The following is a 25138-nucleotide window of genomic DNA, read 5'->3' on the forward strand; positions in this document are numbered from 1 at the left end:
ATGAATGTCAATGAAAACCCGACTGGCGTAATCTATCTGGATCATTGTGCTACGACACCATGCTTTCCTGAGGTCGTCGACATCATGCGATTCTATATGGAGCATGAATTTGGTAATTCTTCCTCCGCCCATGTGATGGGGCGTCGCGCCCGGCATGCGATAGAGAACGCCGCCCAACAAGTTGCGTCTCTCATCGGTGCTCGCCCAGAGGAGATCGCCTTTACATCGGGGGCCACAGAAGCCAACAATATTGCGCTTTTTTCAAGTTTTGCTCACAGTGAATGCGCTCCTTTGGGAGCGCTACTTTGCCCTATCGACCATAAATCTGTGTTACTCGTCGGTAAAGAGTTGAGTCGTCGGGGGCTTGCTGTCGAGTACATGTCAGTTGCCGCCAATGGCCGGGTACAACTGGAAGATGTCATGACTAAACTGACCGCCGACACCCGTATCGTCAGCGTTGCTCATGTGAATTCCGAGCTAGGCACAGTTCAGCCGGTGGATGAAATCGCTGCACTCACGCGTCGGTCAGGCGCTTGGCTACATGTGGATGCCGTCCAGTCTGTCGGCAAAATTCCCATGAACGTCAAAGAAACGGGAATTGATATGCTTTCGTTTTCCGCCCACAAAATGCGGGGACCGAAAGGAGTTGGGGCACTCTTCGTCGATGCGCGTGTTGCGGGGCATTTGAGGCCCTTTATCCATGGCGGCGGCCAGAATCATTTGCGCAGCGGCACCTTGCCAACGCCGTTGATTGTCGGGTTTGGTCTTGCGTGCCAGATGGTTCAGTCAACCCTTATGCAACGTCAAGCAAAAGTCACTGCATTGAGAGACTATTTTATTACTCGCCTTCATCAAAGGGTGCCGAATGCCGTGTTGAATACCGATATCTCTTGCAGTTCCCCATACATCGTGAACGTTCAGTTCGAAGGTATCGCTTCGGAGGCGCTAATATCCGGGTTGCATCAGGTGGCTATATCGTCAGGTTCAGCCTGCAACTCCGCGGAACTACAGCCTTCGCACGTGCTCACTGGCATTGGCTTGAGCTCGGCTCAGGCTAATGCGTCGGTTCGGTTCTGTTTTGATCCGGATCTCGATAATGCGATACTGGACACCGCAATTGAACACCTTGTCTTCCGATTAAATTCTATTCGCTAGGAGCATTATCTATGACTATGCAAACTTCCTCCTCAAGCCCTGGCACTGGTTTTTACGAACGGGCTTTCGGTAGTTTCTCTGCGGAAGCGGTATCCGAGGTACGCAAAGAGACCTATGGCGAAGACCTAGGGCAGAACAACTGGTCCTCTGCTGATGAGTTTAGAAAGTTCTCCCAATGGCTTCAATTATCTGACCGCTCTCATGTGCTGGATGTATGCAGTGGATCCGGGGGACCGGCTCTGTTTTTGGCAAGGAGCAGTGGCTGTAGGGTGACGGGGGTTGACATTCATCCTCATGGCCTTCTTACTGCTAGGCAACTTGCGGCAGATTTCGGGCTGGAAGATCGAAGCAATTTCGTCGACAGTGACGTTCGCCAGCCTCTGCCATTTCCTGACGGCACTTTTGACGCATTGTGGTGCATCGACTCTGTAATTCATATTCCGGATCGATTGACCTTGCTGCGTGAATGGTGTCGGCTACTGAAACCAGGCGGACGGTTTTTGTATACCGATCCTACTTTGGTAACGGGCATGCTGAGTAAAGATGAAATCGTGATACGTGGCATGCCAGGTTATTTTCTCTACACTCCGATCGGATTGAACGAGCGTTTAATCAGCGAGGCGGGTCTTTGCCTCGAAAGGCAGGTGGATCTTACCCAAAGCGTTGTTGAACTTAGTGAGCGCTGGCGTGCCGGGCGTGAGAAGCGCAGGGAGCAATTTATTGCAATAGAGGGTGAAGAAGCGTTCGAGCGGATGCAGAATTTCTTGTCCACCACACAGTTAGTCTCAATCGAAAGAAGGCTGTCGCGCGTGGCCTTTATTGGTTATCGCCCGTAATATCTCTTACCTCTTTGCCTTATTGGGCAAGGAGGTATCTTACGCATTTTATCTGAATAATGGTGTTAACCTTCGGTCAGTTCTCAACTTCACTGTTTCTGGTTAGACAACACATCATGTCTGCTATTCTCCAGATTTCCTTAAATAAATAATTATTGGTCTTTATTGTCAATAGAGCTTTTATGAATTATTGAGATATTATTGCAATGATGAAATAATATTCTTTAGATTATTATGGAATAAAAATATACCCTATTGATTTCAAGATGGATCGCGGCGGCAAGGGAGTGAATCCCCGGGAGCATAGCAAACTATGTGACCGGGGTGAGTGAGCGCAGCCAACAAAGAGGCAACTTGAAAGATGACGGGTATATAATGATTATTTAATTGCATGTGTAATATGGTAATAATTCTCAGGTTGTCAATTATATAGGTGATTGAAATTATTTTATTTTTGTCTCTTTGCTATCTTATTCTGATGTTTAAATTAAAGTTTTATTAATTGTGTCTGAGTTTGTTTTTTTTGGTTTAGTAATCTACTTTTATTTAAGTTGGAAAATAATAATATAAACTCATCAGATCAAATGATTTATATTGTAATATTATTTTGTTGCTAAGTTTTTATTTATAGCAGGATTGTGAATTAAGTTATTATTTACGTTAAAGACTATGTGGGTATATTAATGATAATAATGAGGTTTATTCTCGTTTCATTGGATACCGAAATCATAATTTAAGCAAGGAGAAAAATATGAGTTTAAATAAAAAAGCTTTCTTTATTTCCCCTTTTTTATTCGCTATGAGTCACGTTAGTATGGCATGTAATATTGATCCAATGGTGGGAAATATAATAAAAAGCTATGGGCTACAAGAAACTAAATTGATGTCTATGTATAAAAATTGTGAATTGGATGTGGTGAATGCCGGAAATAGAATTATATTAATTAATAATAAATCCCAAAATAGGGATGAACGTGCAGAGATAGCGATATACTGGTATAGAGGAATGGGAATGGAGGAATATAAATTATTTGATAGTAATAACTTTAAAAGAGTTCCCTGTGCTAACATTCCGAATCGTTTTTGCGGAATTTCTCCTGAGTATACTTATGCCAAGAGTTATCCGATGAGAGAAGATAAAAAATTCGTTATAGAATTTAGTACAGTAGAACCTGGCTGGCTATATAATGAATTTACGATTAAACATAACTGCAAAATTGATGTTGAATCAAGAGGAGAATCATATGGGTTGGGTGGAATAGGCGCGTTGAAAAAAGATAAGTCAAATTGTCAGCCTAAAGGTTATAAGATAGGGGATGAGTTTAATAAGTGGCTATCAGAAAAGCCAGCTAAAATAGAGGCTACAATTTCTTATGTGCAATTACCTATACCTTATGGATTTCAAGATGCATCGCGACGGCAAGGGAGCGAATCCCCGGGAGCATAGATAACTATGTGACCGGGGTGAGTGAGTGCAGCCAACAAAGAGGCAACTTGAAAGATAACGGGTATATACCGAACTCGTCCTTAATATCTGTTATATAATCATGTCATTATCGGCTTTAAACTCTCTTTTTAGCACCGAATGCCTGGCTGGCTTTGGTGCTTTTTCTTGATTACAGGAGGAACTCTATTAGGTGGAAAAGAAAATTTTCATTGTGAAATGTTTTTCAAAAGGCATATTGTCATGTAACTATTTGTTTTTTATCTTATTTCATTACTGTATTTTTTTCATATATTCTAATTAAATATTTTTTAATTTAATTATATTGGAATTTGTTTTTGTTTTTTACAGTTAAATAATCTACCTTATTTGCGACAAATATATTGATTAGTTTGTTATATATTGTCTGTAATAGTGTTTTTAAATCAACATATAATGATGAAATCTATTTTCATTTAATTAGATATTAAAAAAACAAATAAAGCAAGGATAGAAATATGAGTTTGAATAAAAAGGTTTTCCTTATTTCCCCGCTTTTGTTAGCTATCAGCAGTGTTAGTATGGCATGTATGAAAGATCCGGAGAACATTAGAAATCAGGTAAAAGATGCAATAACTGCAAATGGATTGGCAAAAACCAAAGTAATGTCTTTATACACAAATTGTGTTCTTAGAGTTAAAGACAACACACCAAATAAACTTACGCTAAAGAGTAGTAAAACCGCAAATAGTGATAATGAGGCAGAAAAATCGATGTACTGGTATCGAGGAATGGAGATAAAGGAATATCAAACATTTGATAAGAATAGGAACGAGAAAATTTCTTGCGTTCAAGAAAACAGTTTCTGTGGAATTGCGCCTCAATTCACTTACTCACAAAGTTATCTAACGAATAAAAAACCAGGTGTTGTTATTGAATTTAAGACGGAAAAGGCTGGTTGGTTATATAATGACTTTACAACTAAAAATGGATGTAAGACTAAAGCTGAAGGTGGAGGAACATACGGGCTTGGTGTAACAGGAACATCGGCAAGTTGTGATTCTGCATATAAGCAACGCGGAATAGGAAATATATTTAATGGGTGGTTATCAAAGAATAAAGTACAAGCCCAGGTCGCGTATGTATTATTACAGAAAAAGAAAAAATAGGCTTCTCTGTGCTGAAACTATGCAATTATCAATCTTGAATATACGCAGATAACTATAAAGGTGAGGTGCCGCATATATGCGGCATGATTAAATTGTTTTTTGTATTTAATTGTGTTCAGTTAGATAGCAGAAAAACTTTCATTGAAAAATATTTTACAATAGTGATAAATAATTATTTGATTTTTATGTATTTTATAATCAAGCATAATTGCAATCTTGTGAAGGTTATTTGGATTGTTATGATATAAAAAATCATTAGTTATTATGTTATATATAGAACAGTGAATGTTGATAAATTGCTTATTTTATATGTTATTGAAATTTTTATATATTTGTTATTATGTGTTTAAATAAGATATTCTTTAGTTTAATGATTCTGTAATTTGTGTTTTTTGATTTAGTAATCTACTCTTAGTTAAGAAAGTAAATAATAACCAATTTAATTCAATGAGTTATATTATAATGTTCTATTGTTATTAATTTATTATTTACGACTGAATTGTAATTTGAATTATTATTTATGCCGTAAATTAAATATTAACTTAATAATAACGAAATTTATTTTTGTTCCATTTCGTGCTAAAACCATAAATCAAGTAAGGAAAGAAATATGAATTTTAATAAAAAGGTTTTCTTTATTTCTCCGTTTTTATTAGCTATGAGTAGTTTCAGTATGGCTTGTATGCAAGATACGGCGGAAATTAGGAATCAGGTAAAAAATGCAATAACTGCAAATGGATTGGCAAAGACTAAAGTCATGTCTTTATATGAAAATTGTGTTCTTCGAATTGAAGTCAACACAGATTATAAATTTACACTAGAGAGTAATAAAACTGTAAATAGTGATAATGAGATAGGAAAATCGATGTACTGGTATCGAGGAATGTATATAAATGAATATCAAGGATTTGATAGGAATAGGAATGAAAAAATTCCTTGTGTTCAAGACAACTCTTTCTGTGGAATTGCGCCTAAATTCACTTACTCAAAAAGTTATCTATCCAATGATAAACCAGGTGTTGTGATTGAATTCAAAACAGAAAAGGACGGGTGGCTATTTAATGAATTCACAACTGAACATAAGTGTGAATATAAAGGGGAAGCTGGAACATTATCGTATGGGTTAGGTAAAAAAGGATCGAAGTGCAAGGCTCCTCCTCAATATAATACAGGAGTTGAATTTAATAAATGGTTATCAACGAATGAAATACAAGCTCAGGTTGCTTATGTATTATTATCGAAAAAGCTCAAAAAATAGGACTTAACATCTATTCTGTTACCCTGTAATTATTAACCTTAAATTTTTTCAGATAAATAAAAAGGCTGAATCCAGTGAAGTACAGGATTCAGCCTTTATCAGTCATTAATCTGCTACGGATAAGAAACGGTTACGCTTCTCCTTGTACCGATTGAATCGCAGTCAGTACAACAGTGTAAATGATATCGTCTACCAAAGCGCCGCGGGACAAATCGTTCACCGGCTTGCGTATACCTTGCAGTATTGGCCAGCAAGGGCTGGTTGGAAGAAGAGTATAATTATGAAATAACTTCTTTAGAAAATTAGTAAATAAAATTTTGTATTATTTAGTGATTATTGTATATCGGTTATACTGTGTTTTTAATAAATAACAATTAATAAGCGTAAGAAGTTATAAAAAATAAAAATACAACTTTGATTTATAATTTCATTAAAGTCACAAAATATAATAATATAGAATCTTAAAGTGTGTTTTTGTTCTGGTAATTACTTTAATAACTGATAATATAGTTTAAAACACATAATTAAATTAAAATAACTAAAGGTATAAAAATGGAATGTAATCTAGCGGTAGAAAAAAAATAAAAAGATAATTTCATCGGATACTGTACAAAAAAATAAGGAAATTAACTTATTTATATTTAATGAACATCAAGCTAACCTGCTTCACTATTTTTCCGAAGATATTGCTAAACGTGGTGGTCCACAGGTTAGCGGAATTAGAATGATTGTGGTACAAGCTGGTATTGAATTAAAAAAAATATTTTCAGAAATCCAACAAGAAGTGATTAGAGTATATTCTGATGGTTTAATGTCCGCTCTAGTTTTTGAAGGGATGAAAAAAGTTACCAATGATATACTCCCTGATAAATTACCCTCGTTTTCTTCACTAGATAATCAATATGCTATCCTTTATTTGGCGGCTCGTAATCAAATCTTACTGGAACTTGTTGAACATAGAGCTTTTGCATATGATATTGAAAATTATGGTAAAATAGTGCGTCTGGTTGCTCATTTTAAAGAGGGAGGTTTGCAGGATATTGATTCTGAAAATAATAGAGTAGAATTAAGTTCTCATTCAGGCTTATCCCTTGGCCCTCACACCGAAGGACCATATTGGAGCGCAGTGAAAGTTAAAAATAGTCACTCTCCTTCACCGTCTTCTTTGATTTTATCATCAATGTGGAATCCTCTAATGGAACCTACATTTGTTATTCCAATGCCTGAAGTATTAGAAAGGGTAGGTGCAACTAATGTTTTGGCACTGTCGTCATACAACTTTAATTTTACATATAGTGACTCTTATGCCGACGAAAAGGGAGAAGATGGTAAGGGGGTATCTATAATAGATTTTAATGAAAAATTCTCTTTCTCTATCCGATATAACTCCTACCGTTTTTCTGTTGATGAAAAAGCCTCAGATGTTGTCAAGAAAGCATATGAAATATTTTGTCAGGCAGTTAACGATGCTATACCGTATCGATATGTATTAACACAGGAATCTGCAATTGCTATTAATAATTATCGAGCATTACATTGTCGGGATATAGTAAAGGATAATCGTCGATTGTTAGTTCGGTTGTTTGGTCTTGCAAAATATGCGGAAGGAGTTGTTATCTCAGATGATCCTTTATTGCTTAAAGGCTAAATAATTACTCGTTGTATTATTACAATGAAATTTAATAAAGTATAGTTATATTTAATTTTTTGTAATGCTATATTAAATGGCACTTTTAAAGTTCTGCACTAATACTTTTTGGTTTTTTTGATCGGATTTGTAAGTATGTCACATTCTTTTGCAAAAAGGGTTGACTGAGTGTGAAGTACAATCATGAAATTCTATTGAATAGCTTGCATTATTAATAATTTAAGCTATTTTAAAACGTTTAATAATATGTGGAATCATTATGGAATGGGACCTAATAGGCATACTAGCGACTATTGCTTTTTTGGCAGGTTTTTTTGATGCAATAGCTGGTGGAGGAGGATTAATAACATTGCCCGCGCTATTTCTAGCAGGAATAGAACCTATCAGTGCTATGGCTACTAATAAATTTCAAGCAACTTCAGCTAGTATATCAGCTACTGTAACTTTTGCGCGTAAAGGGTTAATTGAGTGGAGAAAGTCAGTATTTTTAATAATTTTTAGTGTATTAGGAGGAATTAGTGGTGCATTATTTGTCACTGTGGTGAGTAAGAGAATATTAGAAGCTTGTGTGCCAATATTATTAATTGTCGTCGCAATTTATTTTATCTTCGCTCCGAAACTTAGTGGGATAAGTAATAGGAAAAGAATATCTGTATTGTTATTTTCATTTTTAGTCGCCCCGATACTTGGTTTTTACGATGGCATTTTTGGCCCAGGAACGGGTTCTTTTCTCATGATGAGTTTTATGTTCTTCTGTGGCCTTGAGATGATGCGGGCAATGAGTTTTACTAAATTAGCAAATGCTTCATGCAATATTGGTGCATTGTTTATTTTTATCACTAAAGGCGTCATTATATGGCCGTTAGCCTTAGCAATGGCTATCGCGTCCTTTGCTGGAGCACAGTTAGGAGCTCGTTGTGCTGTTAAAATAGGCCCTCGTTTAATAAGGCCGATGCTGATATTGGTATGTTGTGTGTTAGCGATTAAACTTATTAGTACTGAAAATAACCCGCTACGGATTATGATCCTTAATCTTCTATAAATTGTACTGAATTAAAACAAATCACCAGGCGGACTGAATTGTGTCCAATTTCATCAATTAAGATTGGTGTAGCATTTATACCCTATGGATTTCAAGATGGATCGCGACGGCAAGGGAGCGAATCCCCGGGAGTATAGATAACTATGTGACTGGGGTGAGTGAGTGCATCCAACAAAGAGGCAGCTTGAAAGATGACGGGTATATAGTGCAGAAGAATAAATTTAAAGGTCTGAACCTTATTAAGGAGGTCAGACCTTGATTAATTTAAGTGGGGCGCGTGCAAGAAACGGTTACGCTTCCCCCTGTGCTGATTGAATCGCAGTCAGTGCAACGGTGTAAACGATATCGTCTACCAAAGCGCCACGGGACAAATCGTTCACCGGCTTACGCATACCTTGCAGCATTGGCCCGATGGAAACCAGATCCGCAGAACGTTGTACCGCTTTGTAGGTGGTGTTACCGGTATTCAGATCAGGGAAGATGAACACGGTAGCTTGACCGGCAACCGGTGAGTTTGGTGCTTTGGATTTCGCTACGTCTGCCATGATTGCGGCGTCATATTGCAACGGGCCATCAATGATTAGATCTGGACGTTTTTCCTGCGCCAAACGGGTCGCTTCGCGAACTTTCTCAACATCACTGCCTGCACCGGAGTTGCCGGTAGAGTAGGAGATCATGGCAACACGCGGTTCAATACCGAATGCTTTAGCTGAATCCGCCGATTGAATGGCGATTTCAGACAGTTGTTCAGCAGTCGGATCTGGGTTGATTGCACAGTCTCCGTAAACCAGAACTTGTTCTGGCAATAGCATAAAGAATACGGATGATACCAGCGAGCTACCCGGTGCAGTTTTGATTAACTGCAATGGTGGACGGATTGTGTTTGCCGTGGTGTGTACCGCACCGGAAACCAAACCATCAACTTCGCCCTGTTCCAGCATCAACGTACCCAGAACAACGTTGTCTTCCAGTTGTTCACGCGCAACGACTTCGGTCATGCCTTTGTTTTTACGCAATTCAACCAGACGTGAGACATAACGCTCACGTACAGCAACGGGATCAACAATTTCAATACCTGCACCCAGTTCTACGCCTTGAGCCGCGGCAACACGACGGATCTCTTCTGGAGCACCCAATAGAACGCATTGCGCGATACCGCGATCAGCACAGATAGATGCTGCTTTCACAGTACGAGGTTCGTCACCTTCCGGCAGAACGACGCGTTTGCCCGCTTTGCGCGCCAGTTCGGTTAATTGATAACGGAATGCGGGTGGAGAGAGGCGGTGTGGGCGCTCAGAGTTTGCTGTCAGGGAGTCGATCCACTCTTTGTTGATATGGTGTGCGACGTAGTTTTGCAGTTTTTCGATGCGTTCACGGTCATCTGCCGGGACTTCCAAGCTGAAACTTTGCAGGCTCAGGGAAGTCTGCCAAGTGTTGGTATCAACCATAAAGACGGGTAGGCCAGTGCTGAAGGCACGTTCACACAATTGCTTAATCGGCTCGTCGATGGCATAGCCACCGGTCAGCAGAATTGCACCGATTTCAACCCCATTCATAGCCGCCAGACAGGCTGAAACCAGAACGTCTGGACGATCAGCCGAAGTGACCAGTAGAGAACCGGGACGGAAGTGCTCTAACATGTGTGGAATGCTGCGTGCACAGAAAGTCACGGATTTCACACGGCGGGTTTTGATTGCGCCTTCGTTGATAATACGGGCGTTCAGGTGTTTTGCCATATCAATTGCTCGGGTTGCAATCAGGTCAAAACTCCACGGAATGCAACCCAGGATTGGCAATGGGCTATTTTTGAACAGCGTGTTCGGATCAATGTTGGATACGATGGCTTTTGAGGATTCGTCAAAGATTTCTGACAGATCCGGACGGGTACGGCCTTGATCATCAACCGGCGCATTCAGTTTGTTAATAATAACACCGGTAATGTTCTGATTTTTGCTGCCGCCAAATTCAGCACGAGCCAGTTCAACACGTTCTTTCAACTGCTTAGGGGAATCGTTACCTAGCGCCAATACGAATACGATTTCAGCGTTCAGGGTCTTGGCAATTTCATAGTTGAGAGACTGGGCGAATGAATGTTTGCGGGTTGGAACCAGACCTTCAATCAGAATGACTTCTGCGTTTTTGGTGTTTTCGTGGTAAAGAGCCACGATCTTTTCCATCAGCACATCTTTCTGATTGGTTGTCAGCAAAGATTCCACATGCGCCATGTCCAGTGGTTCAGCGGTCTTTATGCTGGAATGAGAGCGGATGATGGTGGTGGTTTGATCTTGGGTGCCACAGCAACGGGGTTGGGCGATAGGTTTGAAAACACTCAGGCTGACGCCTTTTTGCTCCATTGAGCGGATTACACCTAAACTAACACTGGTCAAGCCGACGCTGGTGCTAGTAGGGATTAACATAATTGTACGGGACACGGAAACCTCTTTACGGTTGCTCGTTGGTCAAAAATAGTACCGCCAGCAGTGGCTGGCGGTTGGTAAAGTTATTACGCGGTCAGGCGCGCTGCATCTTGAGCGATCACTAATTCTTCATTGGTTGGGATCACTAAAGCAGGACGGCTGTTGTCGGTAGTGATTGCACCGGATTTACCGAAGCGGGCCGCCAGGTTACGGTCGTGATCGTATTCGAAACCTAACAGGGCCAGTTTTTTCATCACCTGTTCACGAACCAGTGCGGAGTTTTCACCAATACCACCGGTAAAGATAATGGCATCCAAGCGGCCTTCCATCAGTGCGGAATAAGCACCAACGTATTTAGCCAGACGGTGGCAGTAGACATCCATAGCGCGTTTAGCATCGGCTTTGATTTCATAGTTATCTTCTATATAACGGCAATCACTGGTGACTTCGGTCAGACCTAGCAAGCCAGATTCTTTGGTCAACAGTTTGTTGATTTGTTCAACGCTCATGCCCAGTGAATCATGCAGATGGAAAATGATCGCTGGGTCGATGTCACCACTGCGGGTACCCATTACCAGACCTTCCAATGGTGTCAATCCCATAGAGGTGTCAACACACTGACCATTAACGATAGCCGAGATAGAGCCACCATTACCCAAGTGGCAGACGATAACATTCAGCTCTTCAACCGGTTTGTTGAGCGTTTTTGCGGCTTCACGGGAAACGAAGAAGTGGCTGGTTCCGTGGGCACCATAGCGACGAATGCCGTGCTCTTTATACAGGTTGTATGGCAGGGCATAGAGGTAAGCCTCTTCTGGCATGGTTTGATGGAAAGCGGTATCGAATACAGCAACGTTTTTGTCAGCCAGGTGTGGGAACCCTTTTTTCGCTTCTTCAATGCCAATCAGGTGAGCAGGGTTATGCAATGGTGCGAATGGAACCGCATCTTTAATCCCTTGAATGACTTCATCATTGATGGTAACGGATGCCGTGAATTTTTCACCGCCGTGAACAATGCGGTGGCCGATTGCGGCGATTTGATCAGAAAGTTCTGGTTTTTCGGCCAGAATCGTATTAACAATAAAGTTCAATGCTTCACTGTGGGCTGCACCAGCACCTAAAGCGGCTTCATGTTTTGCGCCATCCATTTTCCACTTAATGCGGGCTTCAGGCAGGTTAAAACATTCAGCTAGACCAGAAAGATATTCTTCACCGTTAGCAGGATCGATGATAGCAAATTTCAGAGAAGAGCTACCGCAATTGAGGACCAGTACCAGCTTACTTGACATGGAAGTACCTATATCGTGTTTGTCATTGAGTCTTACAGATAAGACATGTGATTAATAAAACGTCAATTACTCATCAGCGTAGAGCATATAGTGATGACATTAAATGATTAACATCATGCTAAGTGCAAAGAGCATGATGATAAGGTTTAAATTTTCAAAACCCCTTTTTTGCCTGCTCTGATGTTAAGGGATAGCGTGATTTGTTAACAAAATGAGCCTAAGTGCAGTAAAAAAGGTAAAATATGCCGCTTTGCTGCTGTGTATAACATAAAAGTGAATGTAGGATACCGATAGCTAGCAGCAAAGACAAAATATACTTAATCCTACAAAAAATATTTTATCAGTTACAATGTTTTTTTAAAAAATGTGTTTTTAATTGATTGAGGTCATGATGAGCGCAATACCTCCCACCAGTAATGGATGGCTGAGAAAGATGCAACTGGGACAGCAATACATGAAAACTTGGCCGATTGAGAAACAGTTGGCACCCATGTTTCCTGAAAATCGGATTATTAAGGCAACCCGCTTTGGTATCCGGTTTATGCCGCCGTTGGCTATTTTTACTCTGACGTGGCAAATCGCACTGGGTGGTCAGCTTGGTCCAGCGGTGGCGACGGCGCTGTTCGCGTGTAGTTTACCGATGCAAGGGTTATGGTGGTTGGGGAAACGGGCATCAACCCCGTTACCCGCGGCATTGCTGAAATGGTTTCATGAAATCCGTGATAAATTTGCCGCAGCGGGTATCGCAATGGCACCTTTGCAGCAAACGCCAACTTATCAATCTCTCGCAGAACTGCTGAAACGCGCATTTAAACAACTCGATCGTTCGTTTCTTGATGATATTTGAACCAGGAGAAACCTGTTGCTAGATTATTGCAGTCAATGTACTGGAAAATCAGAGATGATGGTTCATGACGAAAAGTGGACACATTGTTGATCGCAACCGGAGATTTTCTCTTAATAAAATGGTCTACTAGCCAAGCTTTTGACACTAATATCTTCTTTTTTGTTGATAGAGGCCATTTTGAATAGCGAGCTCTTGTGGGTATTGACCCTGCTACTGATAGCTATTGTTCTTTTTACTACCAATAAACTGCGCATGGATATTGTTGCATTATTGGTGATTATCGCGTTTGTCATGAGTGGAACGTTGACGCTCGGTGAAGCGACCAGCGGTTTTAGTGATCCCAATGTGTTGCTGATAGCTGCCTTGTTTGTTATTGGTGAAGGACTGGTAAGAACTGGCGTTGCTTATCAAATGGGGGATTGGCTGGTAAGAGCCGCCGGAAACAGCGAAACCAAAATGTTGGCATTACTGATGATGACTGTTGCAGGGCTTGGTGCTTTTATGAGCTCTACGGGGGTGGTCGCGATTTTCATTCCGGTGGTGCTTAGTGTCGCGGTAAGAATGAAAATTTCGCCGGGTCGGTTGATGATGCCCTTGAGTTTTGCCGGGCTTATCAGTGGCATGATGACATTGGTAGCGACACCACCCAATATGGTGGTTAACAGTGAGTTGATACGGGAAGGGCTTCCCGGTTTCAAATTCTTCTCTATTACACCTATTGGTATTTTGATTCTGTTTGCCGGTATTGGTTATATGCTGATCGCTCGCCATTGGTTGGGCAATAATCAATCGGATAAAAGCCATGATAAATGGCATCGTCGTACTTTCCGTGACCTTATCCGCGACTATAAATTATCAGGTCGCGCGCGTCGCCTGGCGATCCGCCCAGGCTCCCCACTGATAGGTCTCTCTCTTGATGAGTCAAATTTGCGTGCTCGCTACGGGGCTAATGTCGTTGGTATCGAGCGTTGGCGGCGTTTCCGGCGCGTTATGGTCAGTGCGATGGGCAATACGGAATTGAGAGAACGGGATGTGTTGCTGGTTGATATGTCAGACAGTGAGGTGGATCTGCGTCAATTTTGCAGTGAGCAATTATTAGAACCGATGGTGCTGCGCGGGGAGTATTTCTCTGAACAATCTCGTAACGTAGGTATGGCTGAAGTCTCTCTGATCCCGGAGTCGGATTTATTGGGTAAATCACTGCGGGAAATAGGTTTTCGTACCTGCTATGGTTTGAATGTTGTTGGTATTCGACGTGATGGTGAATCGTTGTCGGGTAAACTGGTTGATGCGCCACTGCAACTTGGCGATATTTTGCTGGTTATTGGTGACTGGAAACTGATACGTATCCTGCAAACCAAAATGCGCGATTTTATTGTCCTTAATCTGCCGGTTGAGATCGAAGAGGTGGCTCCGGCAACGTCTCAAGCGCCACATGCGCTTTTTAGCTTGGCACTGATGGTAGCCATGATGCTTACCGATGAAGTACCCAATGTGATTGCCGCATTGATAGCTTGCCTGTTGATGGGAAAATTCCGTTGTATTGATATGGAAAGTGCGTACCGCTCTATTCATTGGCCCAGTATTATCCTGATTGTCGGGATGATGCCGTTTGCTCTGGCATTACAGAAAACGGGCGGGATTGAGCTGATTGTCCGTGGCTTGATGGATATTGCGGGTGATATGGGGCCGAGGGTGATGCTGGTATGTCTGTTTATACTTTGTGCCGTAATCGGCTTGTTTATTTCTAATACGGCAACGGCGGTATTAATGGCACCGATAGCTATTGCTGCTGCACGTGAAATGGCAGTATCGCCCATGCCATTTGCCATGATTATTGGTGTGGCAGCTTCCGCCGCATTTATGACCCCGGTTTCGTCCCCAGTGAATACGCTGGTTCTTGGCCCCGGTGGTTATAAGTTTTCCGATTTTGTCCGTTTGGGCGTGCCATTTACCATGCTGGTGATGGTGATAAGTGTGCTGGTCATCCCTTGGTTGTTTCCATTTTAATGTGGAATATCAAGGCTAATTTCGTCCAATGACAGGCTGAATCCTGGTACAAAAACTTTCATAAAGTAATCCATCTCCTGGCTGTGACGATCAGCCAGGGTTTTTTCAAGTCGGGCTATCGCCAGATTGAATTCATGGTTACCTGCCGATAACTCTTCCAGACATTTGAGGTAAGCACACAGGGAATCGGCCTGTTTAATGATAAAAGTTTCTTCTGTTGTATGCTGGCTGTCATCTAGGATTGGACGGAAATCCTCTTGCAGCTCTGCTGGCAGCATTTCCAGTAATTTTTTCTGCGCGATTTTTTCTATTTTTTTGTATTCCCGTGCAATATGTGGATTGTGATATTTGATCGGAGTGGGTAAATCTCCGGTAATAACTTCGCTGGCATCGTGATACATAGCCAGCAACGCAATGCGTTCAGCATTCACATTGCCACCAAATTTGCGGTTTTTGATAATGGCCAAGGCGTGTGCGACAAAGGCCACTTGTAAGCTATGTTCCGATACATTTTCTGTACGTACATTACGCATCAGAGGCCAACGGTTAATCAGTTTCAAACGGGAAAGGTGGGCAAAAAAGTGGCTCATAATCATCTCTTACAGTAAATATTGTTTTTATTGTGAGCGGTGGATAGGGGTAAAGTAAACCTTAAAATCGTTTCTTATTTTTATCCCTTATTTTCATAGGGAAATCTGCTATTTATCTAAACGGGTATCCAGACTGTATAGCAAGGTTGATATGATTAATTTACATTTATTATTAACTGGCAATGTTATAATCGTAATAGATATCTTTTTTAAAGGAAATTTATGTTTTTACTCCATTTTGCATACAGTTTATATACAAAAATTTCATATAATTTACAATAGTTTGTTATTCATCCAGGCGTTCTCTTTTATTAAGTTTAATAAATGCAATGTTTAATTCTTTTATATCTTGCTAATGCCTTATATAATCGCTGCAAAAATCGTCCATAAAAATAAAAAAATTAGTCTGTGTTACCGGTAAAAAATGAAAATTTATTGACCTTATTTTGCAGAGAGTGGTTATTGGGTATCAATAAAGAGAGTTATGGACGTGGTTATCAAGGATTTCTATCTGACAGGTGAGGTTTTCACCAGTGAAGAAAAAGTGGGTAGGCGAGACTTATCGGAATAGAAGAAATAAGTTTTCGCCTATTCCGATAGAACGCATGGTATGAATAATGTCCGTTATCAGCGATATTTTTCTATACCCGTTATCCTTCAAGTTGCCTCTTTAGTTGGCTGCACTCGCTTACCCCGGTCACGCTCACTCCGGTCACATAGTTACCTATGCTCCCGGGGCTTCACTCCCTATGCCGTCGTGATGCATCTTGAAATCCATGGGGTATATAAACGGTTCTTATTTTTACTGATGATATTTGCCAATAAATCGGGCGAATTTCTGAATTGCCATCTCCAGTTCATCAAGCCTTGGTAGGGTCACGATGCGGAGATGGTCAGGTTCCGGCCAGTTAAATGCGGTTCCCTGCACTAACAAGACCTTCTCTTGTAATAAAAGGTCAAGCACCATCTTCTGGTCATCGTGAACATTAAAACGTTTCGCATCAATTTTTGGAAACATATATAAAGCGCCTTTAGGTTTCACGCAGGAAACGCCGGGGATTTGATTAATTAATTCCCATGCTCGGTTACGCTGCTCATACAAACGGCCACCAGGTAAAATGAATTCACTGATACTTTGGTAACCGCCTAAAGCAGTTTGAATAGCGTGTTGCATTGGCACATTGGCACATAAACGCATTGATGCCAGCATCTCCAAGCCTTCAATGTAGCTCTTAGCGTGTTTCTTCGGGCCATTTAATACCATCCAGCCTTGACGAAAACCTGCAACCCGATATGTTTTGGATAATCCATTAAATGTTACCGTTAACAGATCAGGCGCGAGGGCAGCAATTGAATGATGTTCTGCATCGTCATATAAGATTTTGTCGTAAATTTCATCAGCAAAAATAATCAAATTGTGTTGCCGGGCTATTTCAACAACTTCCAATAGTAATTCTTTACTATATACAGCACCCGTTGGATTATTAGGGTTAATAATCACAATCCCACGTGTGCGGGGCGTAATTTTGTTGCGGATATCATTTAAGTCAGGAAACCAATCTGACCCTTCATCACACATATAATGTACGGCTTTGCCACTGGAAAGTGAAACTGCCGCAGTCCAGAGAGGATAATCAGGTGCGGGAACAAGCATTTCATCACCGGTATTCAGTAATGCTTGCATTGCTTGAACGATTAATTCAGAAACACCATTGCCGATATAAATATCTTCAACGGTCACGTCCATCATATTCCGGGCTTGATAATGTTGCATGATAGCTTTGCGTGCAGAATACAGACCTTTCGAATCTGAATAACCCTGTGCTGTTGGTAAGTTACGGATAACATCTACCAAGATTTCATCTGGTGCTTCAAAACCAAAGGGGGCTGGATTACCAATATTTAATTTGAGGACTTTATTGCCTTCTTCTTCAAGGCGTTTAGCTTCCTTGAGTACGGGGCCGCGGATATCATAACAAACATTATCCAATTTGCTGGATTTTTTAACTGCTAGCATAGAGAGTCTTACCTTATCTTGGTAAAAAAAAGTCGCTTGGCATATAGCGTGTAACATTTAATGTACTCCTCCCTCTGAATGTTTTGAAGATGCATTGATATATTTGGTTAAAATGGTTGTTTTAGTAGGGAAGTTGTTATTTGAGTATCTTTTTATGTAAATTATGTTAGCGTTAAATCCTGAATTTACTGATGATATCAAATTTATAATCTGGATTGTTGTTGTTTTTTAGTGTGGAAATGGGGGTGTTTTTAGCGTGATAACGGCATGGCCGGGCCATTGTGGAGAGAAAGTGAGCATAGCGCAATTTGCCAATAAAAATTGTTGTGTTTGTATAATTTATTCTTATGTATAAGATTTGGCTTGAATTGGCAATTTGGAACTATATATTTTAGAAAGATCAAACAATATTTTTGATCATTTCTGGAAACTAGTTGTAAATTTATCTGAATAGGATTATTAAACATTAGTGATATTGTAGATTTTTACTTTATATTTAGTTTTTCTGATATAACTTATGTTATTCTTTGACGTGAGTCAGAAAACAAAATAACCAAACTAGAAATCACATATAGGGTGTTGTAAATAGGGATTGTCCTCAATTTTATTTAGGAATCCGAGTAACTTTTGCTAAGAAGAGGAGAAAATAAAACCCGCAATGGGTTCAATAGGTAAAAAAACAGCAGTAAATCTTTGCCCTATTTAATAGAGTAGAGTACTGTCTAAGCGATGTTAATTTAATTTGATAGTGCTTACGTAAAAACACCAGGTTAGTTAGTAATTAAAATCAAAAAAAAGTGATGAATAAACAATGATAAATGCAAATCGTCCGATAATGAATCTCGATCTCGATCTGCTAAGAACTTTTGTTGCTGTTGCTGATTTAAATACTTTTGCAGCAGCAGCAGCAGCAGTATGCAGAACGCAATCGGCTGTAAGTCAGCAAATGCAACGTTTGGAGCAGTTGGTGGGCAGAGAGTTGTTTGCCCGTCATGGCCGTAATAAGCTTCTTACAGAGCATGGTCTTCAACTTCTTGGTTATGCAAGACAAATTCTGCGCGCTAACGATGATGCCAGCGCATCATTAACCTATAGCGATGCAGAAGGTGAACTAAGAATCGGTGCATCCGATGATACGGTGGATACACTGCTCCCTTTTTTGTTAAATCGCATCGCTTCCGTTTATCCACGGATGGCAATAGACGTCCGGATAAAGCGTACTCAGTTTATTGAAAGTATGCTGGATAGCCATGAGATCGATTTGGCACTCACAACCGCAAAAATCAGTCATCATCCAAGGACTGTTCTGCGTTCAACACCAGTATTATGGCATTGTGCTCCTGATTTCCAGCTACAGTCAAATGAACCCGTGCCACTGGTTGTGATGGATGAAACCAACCCATTCCGTCAGTTGGCGTTGGATACGCTGGATGAGGTGGGAGTATCGTGGCGGATTGCTTATGAAGCCGCTTCTCTGTCGGCGGTTCGCACGGCAGTGAATGCGGAAGTCGGTATTACTGCTCGTCCTTTGGAAATGCAAAATGCTGATCTGCGTATTTTAGGGGAGAGTGAAGGGCTTCCTCGTTTACCTGAAACCCAGTTCTCTCTGTATAGACATAGTAATGAACAAAATGAATCTGTTCTTACGGTTTTTAGTGCAATAGAGAATAAGAAAACGCCATACGTGGTAACGAGTGTTTCTGAAGAACTTCCTGATGATGACGATATTATTGATGAGTAATATCTGAAACACTTCCCTTTGCTAATACCTCCATTATGGATGGAAGGAGGTATTAGCTCCTCGAATATATTTATAAGTAATCATCAACTAAATTCACCTTATTCTGTTGTTATCGTAATCATTAAATATACGGTAGCATTTTTCTTAACACCCCCTGATTTGGTTAACAAATTGTTATATTGTTAACAAGGTAATAATTTGCTGAATTGATGAAATAAGTATTTCTGTAGTGAACGGGAACTTTTCTCGTCGCGAATGGATAAAAAATATAATTTCTTCAGATTTGAATGAATTATCATCAGTAGTAAAATTTTTTTCTGTCAAATTGTGTACTTGATCAAAGAAATACTCCCTATGTAGCAGTGGAAAGGCAGGTTTTTCCTGAGATAATGATGTGGTAAAAGCGAATTATCGGTTAAACTAGTTGCCGCCACTGTTCGCATGCCAGTTGACTGACACGTTTTAGCAGTGCGGTAGCACGATCCGTTAAGACTAAGTTTGTTGTTTGTAAATAAATGTTAGATTAATTTTGTCATAACAGACAAAATATTGTTGAGAGGAGTAAAAACCAAGAAGATTCACTCCATCAATCATTGATTAACAGTGTTTCAGATTTGGTTGTTACCCCTTCCCTTGAATCGATGTGGTGCAACACTGCCAGACAAAAGAGCAGACACTTTTGACACCACTTTTGATGAGTAAGCAATGAGTATGTCAACATCCACTGAACTCTTTGCCCATCACTGGGCATTCGCGGTATTTCTTTTAGGTGCTTTCGGTCTGTGTGCTTTGATGCTGTTAGGGGCATTTTTCTTGGGCGGGAGAGCGAAAGCCCGGGCAAAACATGTCCCTTATGAATCTGGTATTGATTCTGTCGGTAGTGCTCGTCTCCGTATGTCGGCCAAGTTCTATTTGGTCGCTATGTTCTTTGTCATCTTCGATGTTGAAGCTCTGTTTTTATATGCATGGTCAGTCTCTATCAAAGAGAGTGGCTGGTTAGGCTTTATCGAAGCAAGCATTTTCATTTTGGTGTTACTCGCAGGCTTGTTTTATCTGGTGCGTATTGGGGCGCTGAATTGGACGCCATCTCGTTCAAGCCGCCAGGTAAGTAAACCAAGTGTTGTGATTAACATTAACAATAGTCATCCGCAGTAATAGCGAGGCATTTAAAGATGGATTATACGCTCACCCGCATAGATCCGAACGGTGAGAATGACCGTTATCCCCTGCAAAAACAGGAAATTGTCGCAGACCCACTTGAGCAGCATGTTCACCGTAGTGTTTACATGGGCAAACTGGAGCATGCTCTGCATGATATGGTGAATTGGGGACGTAAAAACTCCCTGTGGCCCTACAACTTTGGTCTTTCCTGTTGTTATGTGGAAATGGCCACATCATTTACCGCTGTTCATGATGTCGCTCGTTTTGGCGCTGAAGTTTTACGTGCATCACCCCGCCAGGCGGATTTTATGGTGGTCGCTGGAACCTGTTTTACCAAAATGGCACCGGTTATTCAGCGCCTGTATGACCAGATGCTTGAGCCGAAGTGGGTTATCTCTATGGGAGCCTGCGCCAACTCTGGTGGTATGTACGATATTTACTCTGTCGTTCAAGGTGTCGATAAGTTTATCCCTGTTGATGTTTATATTCCTGGCTGTCCTCCCCGTCCTGAAGCTTATATGCAAGCTCTGTTGTTGTTACAAGAGTCAATCGGCAAAGAGCGTCGTCCGTTGTCTTGGGTAGTGGGAGATCAAGGGGTTTACCGTGCCAATATGCAGTCAGAAAGAGAACGTAAGCACGGGGAACGTATCGCAGTGAAAAATCTGCGTACGCCAGACGAAGTTTAAGAATCTGTCTTTAGACAGTAGGCGTTACTAAAGTAGCCTAATGAATGTAACCAGAGCAATGTGTTGCGATACTAATCCTGATCAAAACGAACACTGATCAAAGCGTTGTGGTGAAAAATGATGATAGATCAGATAGCGCAAGAAAGCGCCCGGCCTGCGTGGCAAACTCATGATCATCTTGATGATCCGGTCGTGAGTGAGTTGCGTAACCACTTTGGCCCGGATGCCTTTACTGTTCAGCCAACCCGTACTGGTATACCCGTTGTCTGGGTGAAGCGTGAACAATTACTGGAAGTAATGACTTTCCTGAAGAAGCTGCCTAAACCTTATGTCATGCTATTCGATTTGCATGGCATGGATGAACGCCAGCGTACTCACCGGCAGGGTCTGCCAGCGGCAGACTTTTCTGTGTTTTATCACCTGCTTTCTATTGAGCGTAACCGCGATATCATGTTGAAGGTTGCCCTCAGTGAAAAAGACCTGAATCTCCCGACTGCAACTCCTCTGTTCCCAAATGCCAACTGGTATGAGCGTGAAACATGGGAAATGTTTGGTATTGTCTTTAACGGCCATCCAAACTTGCGCCGCATTATGTTGCCACCGACTTGGGAAGGGCATCCGTTGCGGAAGGATTATCCTGCTCGTGCGACAGAATTTGATCCTTTCGAATTGACCAGACAGAAAGAAGATCTGGAAATGGAAGCACTGACTTTCAAACCAGAAGAGTGGGGAATGAAGCGGGGTACCGAGAATGAGGACTTTATGTTCCTTAACCTTGGTCCTAACCATCCCTCTTCTCATGGGGCATTTCGTATCATTCTGCAACTGGATGGTGAAGAGATTGTTGATTGTGTCCCGGATATTGGTTATCACCATCGTGGCGCGGAGAAGATGGGAGAGCGCCAATCTTGGCACAGTTATATTCCCTATACAGACCGTATTGAATACTTAGGCGGTTGTGTTAACGAAATGCCTTATGTGCTGGCGGTGGAGAAACTGGCGGGAATTGACGTGCCTGACCGGGTAAAAACCATTCGCGTTATGTTGTCGGAATTGTTTCGCATTAACAGCCACCTACTCTACATCTCGACCTTCATTCAGGACGTTGGCGGGATGACACCGGTATTCTTCGCCTTTACTGACCGTCAGAAAGTGTATGATCTGGTGGAGGCGATTACCGGTTTCCGTATGCACCCAGCGTGGTTCCGCATTGGCGGCGTTGCTCATGATTTGCCGCGTGGTTGGGATAGATTATTGCGCGATTTCCTCAACTGGATGCCCAAACGTCTTGATTCCTACGTGAAAGCGGCGCTGAAAAACAGCATCCTGAAAGGCCGTTCTATTGGGGTTGCTGCTTATAATTCCAAACAAGCTCTTGAATGGGGCACCACTGGAGCGGGTTTGCGGGCAACGGGTATCGCGTTTGATGTGCGTAAATGGCGGCCATACTCCGGCTATGAAAATTTCGATTTCGACGTGCCGATTGGTAATAACGGCGACTGTTATGACCGCGTGATGTTGAAAGTGGAAGAAGTGCGTCAGAGCTTGCGAATCTTGAAACAGTGTCTGGACAATATGCCTGAAGGTCCATTCAAAGCAGATCATCCACTGACGACACCACCACCGAAAGAGCGTACTTTGCAGCATATTGAGACCATGATTAACCACTTTTTGCAAGTGTCATGGGGACCGGTAATGCCAGCAAATGAATCTTTCCAAATGATTGAGGCCACTAAGGGCATCAACAGCTATTATCTCACCAGCGACGGCAGTACTGTGAGTTACCGTACCCGCGTCCGTACACCGAGTTATCCGCATTTGCAGCAGATCCCATCGGTAATCCGCGGTAGCTTAGTTTCTGACCTGATCGTGTATCTGGGCAGTATCGATTTTGTTATGTCTGATGTGGATCGCTAACTATGCAAAGTGAAATTAACGCGAGTGCTCAACAAGCGCGCCTTGATGTGGTTAACGTAGCAGAGTCTCAGGCAAAAGCAGATTTTGTGCTGAGCACCGAAGAGCACGATGCTATTGAGCATGAAAAACACCACTACGAAGATCCGCGTGCCGCTTCGATAGAAGCATTGAAAATCGTACAGAAGCATCGTGGTTGGGTACCGGATGGTGCCATTTACGCGATTGCTGATGTGCTTGGTATTCCCGCTAGTGATGTGGAAGGTGTGGCAACATTCTACAGCCAGATTTACCGTCAACCTGTGGGCCGCCATATTATTCGTTATTGTGACAGCGTGGTTTGTCATATTACCGGTTATCAAGATGTCCAGGCTGCAATTGAAAAACATCTAAATATCTGTCCGGGGCAGACGACGAAAGATGGGCGTTTTACGTTGTTGCCAACCTGTTGTCTGGGTAACTGTGACAAAGGCCCGACTATGATGATCGATGACGATACGCACAGTTCTGTCAGACCTGAAGAGATTGAGAAGTTACTGGAGCAGTATCCATGACAGCATATTCAGGAATAAAAGAAATTATTCGTACTGAGGAAAACCATCCTCTTACTTGGCGATTGCGTGATGACAAACAACCGGTATGGTTGGATGAATACCGTAGCAAAAATGGTTATCGAGGTGCTGAGAAAGCACTAAAAAGCATGTCCCCAAATGAAGTGGTTTCTCTGGTAAAAGACGCCGGGCTGAAAGGCCGTGGAGGAGCTGGTTTCTCTACTGGTCTGAAATGGAGCCTGATGCCAAAAGATGAAAGCATGAATATCCGTTATCTGCTATGTAACGCAGATGAAATGGAGCCGGGTACCTACAAAGATCGCTTGCTGATGGAACAACTTCCTCATTTACTGGTGGAAGGGATGTTGATCAGTGCATTTGCCCTGAAAGCTTATCGTGGTTATATCTTCCTGCGTGGTGAATATGTGGAAGCGGCTGTACATCTGCGTAAAGCCATCGAAGAAGCTAAGGCAGCGGGTTTGTTGGGTAAAGACATTATGGGCAGCGGCTTTGATTTTGAGTTGTTTGTTCATACCGGCGCGGGGCGTTATATCTGTGGTGAAGAGACCGCACTGATTAACTCATTGGAAGGTCGCCGAGCGAATCCTCGTTCAAAACCGCCATTTCCAGCCACTTCCGGCGCATGGGGTAAACCTACTTGCGTCAACAACGTTGAAACCTTGTGCAACGTTCCTTCAATTCTCGAATACGGTAAAGAGTGGTATATCGGTTTAAGTGCAGGCAAGAGTAAAGATGCCGGTACCAAACTGATGGGTTTCTCTGGTCGGGTGAAAAATCCGGGCTTGTGGGAACTGCCATTTGGTACGACTGCTCGTGAAATTCTTGAAGATTATGCTGGCGGTATGCGTGACGGTTTGAAATTCAAAGCATGGCAGCCCGGTGGTGCAGGAACTGACTTCCTGACTGCTGAACATCTGGATCTGCCAATGGATTTCGAAAATATTGCTAAAGCGGGCAGCCGCTTGGGTACGGCCTTGGCAATGGCAGTTGACCATGAAATTAATATGGTTTCGTTGACGCGTAATCTCGAAGAATTCTTTGCCCGTGAATCTTGCGGCTGGTGTACTCCATGTCGTGACGGGTTGCCGTGGAGCGTAAAAATCCTGCGTGCAATAGAGCGTGGGGAAGGGCAACCCGGGGATATTGAAACGTTGGAGCAGCTCTGTCGTTTCCTTGGGCCAGGTAATACGTTCTGTGCTCACGCACCAGGGGCCGTGGAACCACTACAGAGTGCCATCAAATATTTCCGTGATGAATTCGAAGCTGGAATTGTGACTAAAGACTATGGGAACACCCATTTCATTGCGGGTATCCAGTCAAACCTGTTAAAGCAGCGTTGGTAATGGGTTCTTCACGAAATTAG

20 protein-coding genes and 1 pseudogene are annotated in these 25138 nt (G+C 41.9%); 15 read left to right on the forward strand and 6 right to left on the reverse strand.

The window, feature by feature from the left end:
• Together CKY02_RS01980 and CKY02_RS01985 are read left to right on the forward strand one after the other, a co-directional pair.
• Positions 1 to 1155 (forward strand): cysteine desulfurase family protein, encoded by a 1155-nt coding sequence (locus CKY02_RS01980; protein ID WP_112894033.1) that lies wholly within the window; start codon positions 1 to 3, stop codon positions 1153 to 1155.
• Between the two features lie 11 nt (positions 1156 to 1166).
• Positions 1167 to 1991, forward strand: a complete 825-nt coding sequence (locus tag CKY02_RS01985; protein ID WP_112894034.1) for a class I SAM-dependent methyltransferase — start codon at positions 1167 to 1169, stop codon at positions 1989 to 1991.
• Positions 1992 to 2252: 261 nt separating this feature from the next.
• Here the strand turns inward: CKY02_RS01985 and CKY02_RS26130 are convergent, their stop codons facing one another.
• Positions 2253 to 2384, reverse strand: coding sequence for a hypothetical protein (locus tag CKY02_RS26130; RefSeq protein WP_275658193.1), 132 nt, complete (start codon positions 2382 to 2384; stop codon positions 2253 to 2255).
• A 358-nt stretch (positions 2385 to 2742) separates the two neighbouring features.
• On the opposite strand from CKY02_RS26130, the gene CKY02_RS01990 reads away from it, so the two are divergent.
• From CKY02_RS01990 to CKY02_RS02000, 3 genes are all read left to right on the forward strand, one after another.
• Positions 2743 to 3438, forward strand: a complete 696-nt coding sequence (locus CKY02_RS01990) for a hypothetical protein (protein WP_112894035.1) — start codon at positions 2743 to 2745, stop codon at positions 3436 to 3438.
• 494 nt (positions 3439 to 3932) lie between these two features.
• Positions 3933 to 4583 (forward strand): hypothetical protein, encoded by a 651-nt coding sequence (locus CKY02_RS01995; RefSeq protein ID WP_112894036.1) that lies wholly within the window; start codon positions 3933 to 3935, stop codon positions 4581 to 4583.
• A gap of 610 nt (positions 4584 to 5193) precedes the next feature.
• Entirely contained in the window at positions 5194 to 5841 is a 648-nt protein-coding gene (locus CKY02_RS02000) for a hypothetical protein (RefSeq protein WP_112894037.1), read from the forward strand.
• A gap of 130 nt (positions 5842 to 5971) precedes the next feature.
• On the opposite strand, the pseudogene CKY02_RS02005 reads toward CKY02_RS02000, so the two are convergent.
• Positions 5972 to 6088, reverse strand: a pseudogene (locus CKY02_RS02005) (phosphate acyltransferase); the annotation flags it as partial.
• A 477-nt stretch (positions 6089 to 6565) separates the two neighbouring features.
• Between CKY02_RS02005 and CKY02_RS02010 the strand changes: the two are divergent.
• Both CKY02_RS02010 and CKY02_RS02015 read left to right on the forward strand, forming a co-directional pair.
• Positions 6566 to 7489, forward strand: coding sequence for a Fe(II)-2OG oxygenase family protein (locus CKY02_RS02010; protein ID WP_202924581.1), 924 nt, complete (start codon positions 6566 to 6568; stop codon positions 7487 to 7489).
• A gap of 259 nt (positions 7490 to 7748) precedes the next feature.
• Positions 7749 to 8531, forward strand: a complete 783-nt coding sequence (locus tag CKY02_RS02015; RefSeq protein WP_112894039.1) for a TSUP family transporter — start codon at positions 7749 to 7751, stop codon at positions 8529 to 8531.
• Positions 8532 to 8821: 290 nt separating this feature from the next.
• Here CKY02_RS02015 and pta read toward each other — a convergent pair whose 3' ends face one another.
• On the reverse strand, positions 8822 to 10963 hold the full coding sequence (gene pta / locus CKY02_RS02020) for a phosphate acetyltransferase (protein ID WP_112894040.1): 2142 nt from the start codon (positions 10961 to 10963) through the stop codon (positions 8822 to 8824).
• 71 nt (positions 10964 to 11034) lie between these two features.
• Complete coding sequence (gene ackA / locus CKY02_RS02025; protein ID WP_112894041.1) at positions 11035 to 12237, reverse strand: acetate kinase; 1203 nt, start codon at positions 12235 to 12237, stop codon at positions 11035 to 11037.
• Positions 12238 to 12628: 391 nt separating this feature from the next.
• Here ackA and yfbV point away from each other — a divergent pair, with 391 nt between their 5' ends.
• Positions 12629 to 13084, forward strand: coding sequence for a terminus macrodomain insulation protein YfbV (gene yfbV, locus CKY02_RS02030; protein WP_112877610.1), 456 nt, complete (start codon positions 12629 to 12631; stop codon positions 13082 to 13084).
• Positions 13085 to 13261: 177 nt separating this feature from the next.
• Positions 13262 to 15094, forward strand: a complete 1833-nt coding sequence (locus CKY02_RS02035) for an SLC13 family permease (protein ID WP_112894042.1) — start codon at positions 13262 to 13264, stop codon at positions 15092 to 15094.
• Here CKY02_RS02035 and yfbR read toward each other — a convergent pair.
• Entirely contained in the window at positions 15091 to 15684 is a 594-nt protein-coding gene (gene yfbR / locus CKY02_RS02040) for a 5'-deoxynucleotidase (RefSeq protein WP_112894043.1), read from the reverse strand. The genes CKY02_RS02035 and yfbR overlap by 4 nt on opposite strands.
• A gap of 802 nt (positions 15685 to 16486) precedes the next feature.
• Positions 16487 to 17701: a pyridoxal phosphate-dependent aminotransferase gene (locus CKY02_RS02045; protein ID WP_011147308.1), complete on the reverse strand. Its 1215-nt coding sequence runs from the start codon at positions 17699 to 17701 to the stop codon at positions 16487 to 16489.
• Positions 17702 to 18512: 811 nt separating this feature from the next.
• Here CKY02_RS02045 and hexA point away from each other — a divergent pair.
• The 6 genes from hexA to nuoF all read left to right on the forward strand — a co-directional run bounded on the left by hexA (position 18513) and on the right by nuoF (position 25118).
• Positions 18513 to 19442: a transcriptional regulator HexA gene (gene hexA / locus CKY02_RS02050; RefSeq protein WP_112877606.1), complete on the forward strand. Its 930-nt coding sequence runs from the start codon at positions 18513 to 18515 to the stop codon at positions 19440 to 19442.
• A 705-nt stretch (positions 19443 to 20147) separates the two neighbouring features.
• Positions 20148 to 20597 carry an NADH-quinone oxidoreductase subunit A gene (locus tag CKY02_RS02055; protein ID WP_011147306.1) on the forward strand — a complete coding sequence of 150 codons (450 nt, stop codon included), beginning with the start codon at positions 20148 to 20150 and terminating at the stop codon, positions 20595 to 20597.
• Between the two features lie 17 nt (positions 20598 to 20614).
• A complete protein-coding gene (locus tag CKY02_RS02060) occupies positions 20615 to 21289 on the forward strand; it encodes a NuoB/complex I 20 kDa subunit family protein (protein ID WP_011147305.1) in 675 nt (224 codons plus the stop codon).
• A 117-nt stretch (positions 21290 to 21406) separates the two neighbouring features.
• On the forward strand, positions 21407 to 23206 hold the full coding sequence (gene nuoC, locus CKY02_RS02065) for an NADH-quinone oxidoreductase subunit C/D (protein WP_112894044.1): 1800 nt from the start codon (positions 21407 to 21409) through the stop codon (positions 23204 to 23206).
• Positions 23207 to 23208: 2 nt separating this feature from the next.
• On the forward strand, positions 23209 to 23757 hold the full coding sequence (gene nuoE, locus CKY02_RS02070) for an NADH-quinone oxidoreductase subunit NuoE (protein WP_112877600.1): 549 nt from the start codon (positions 23209 to 23211) through the stop codon (positions 23755 to 23757).
• Positions 23754 to 25118, forward strand: coding sequence for an NADH-quinone oxidoreductase subunit NuoF (nuoF, locus tag CKY02_RS02075; protein ID WP_112877598.1), 1365 nt, complete (start codon positions 23754 to 23756; stop codon positions 25116 to 25118). Before nuoE ends, nuoF begins: the two co-directional genes overlap by 4 nt.
• The last annotated feature ends 20 nt before the right edge of the window (positions 25119 to 25138 follow it).

The sequence above is a fragment of the Photorhabdus bodei genome, assembly GCF_003287735.1.
GTDB lineage: Bacteria > Pseudomonadota > Gammaproteobacteria > Enterobacterales > Enterobacteriaceae > Photorhabdus > Photorhabdus kayaii.

Excerpts from the sequence above, each read along its gene's own strand:
- CKY02_RS01980 (WP_112894033.1), top strand. The coding sequence starts at position 1 with ATGAATGTCAATGAAAACCCGACTGGCGTAATCTATCTGGATCATTGT.
- CKY02_RS01985 (WP_112894034.1), top strand. The coding sequence starts at position 1,167 with ATGACTATGCAAACTTCCTCCTCAAGCCCTGGCACTGGTTTTTACGAA.
- CKY02_RS26130 (WP_275658193.1), bottom strand. The coding sequence starts at position 2,384 with ATGCAATTAAATAATCATTATATACCCGTCATCTTTCAAGTTGCCTCT.
- CKY02_RS01990 (WP_112894035.1), top strand. The coding sequence starts at position 2,743 with ATGAGTTTAAATAAAAAAGCTTTCTTTATTTCCCCTTTTTTATTCGCT.
- CKY02_RS01995 (WP_112894036.1), top strand. The coding sequence starts at position 3,933 with ATGAGTTTGAATAAAAAGGTTTTCCTTATTTCCCCGCTTTTGTTAGCT.
- CKY02_RS02000 (WP_112894037.1), top strand. The coding sequence starts at position 5,194 with ATGAATTTTAATAAAAAGGTTTTCTTTATTTCTCCGTTTTTATTAGCT.
- CKY02_RS02010 (WP_202924581.1), top strand. The coding sequence starts at position 6,566 with ATGATTGTGGTACAAGCTGGTATTGAATTAAAAAAAATATTTTCAGAA.
- CKY02_RS02015 (WP_112894039.1), top strand. The coding sequence starts at position 7,749 with ATGGAATGGGACCTAATAGGCATACTAGCGACTATTGCTTTTTTGGCA.
- ackA (WP_112894041.1), bottom strand. The coding sequence starts at position 12,237 with ATGTCAAGTAAGCTGGTACTGGTCCTCAATTGCGGTAGCTCTTCTCTG.
- yfbV (WP_112877610.1), top strand. The coding sequence starts at position 12,629 with ATGAGCGCAATACCTCCCACCAGTAATGGATGGCTGAGAAAGATGCAA.
- yfbR (WP_112894043.1), bottom strand. The coding sequence starts at position 15,684 with ATGAGCCACTTTTTTGCCCACCTTTCCCGTTTGAAACTGATTAACCGT.
- CKY02_RS02045 (WP_011147308.1), bottom strand. The coding sequence starts at position 17,701 with ATGCTAGCAGTTAAAAAATCCAGCAAATTGGATAATGTTTGTTATGAT.
- hexA (WP_112877606.1), top strand. The coding sequence starts at position 18,513 with ATGATAAATGCAAATCGTCCGATAATGAATCTCGATCTCGATCTGCTA.
- CKY02_RS02055 (WP_011147306.1), top strand. The coding sequence starts at position 20,148 with ATGAGTATGTCAACATCCACTGAACTCTTTGCCCATCACTGGGCATTC.
- CKY02_RS02060 (WP_011147305.1), top strand. The coding sequence starts at position 20,615 with ATGGATTATACGCTCACCCGCATAGATCCGAACGGTGAGAATGACCGT.
- nuoC (WP_112894044.1), top strand. The coding sequence starts at position 21,407 with ATGATGATAGATCAGATAGCGCAAGAAAGCGCCCGGCCTGCGTGGCAA.
- nuoE (WP_112877600.1), top strand. The coding sequence starts at position 23,209 with ATGCAAAGTGAAATTAACGCGAGTGCTCAACAAGCGCGCCTTGATGTG.
- nuoF (WP_112877598.1), top strand. The coding sequence starts at position 23,754 with ATGACAGCATATTCAGGAATAAAAGAAATTATTCGTACTGAGGAAAAC.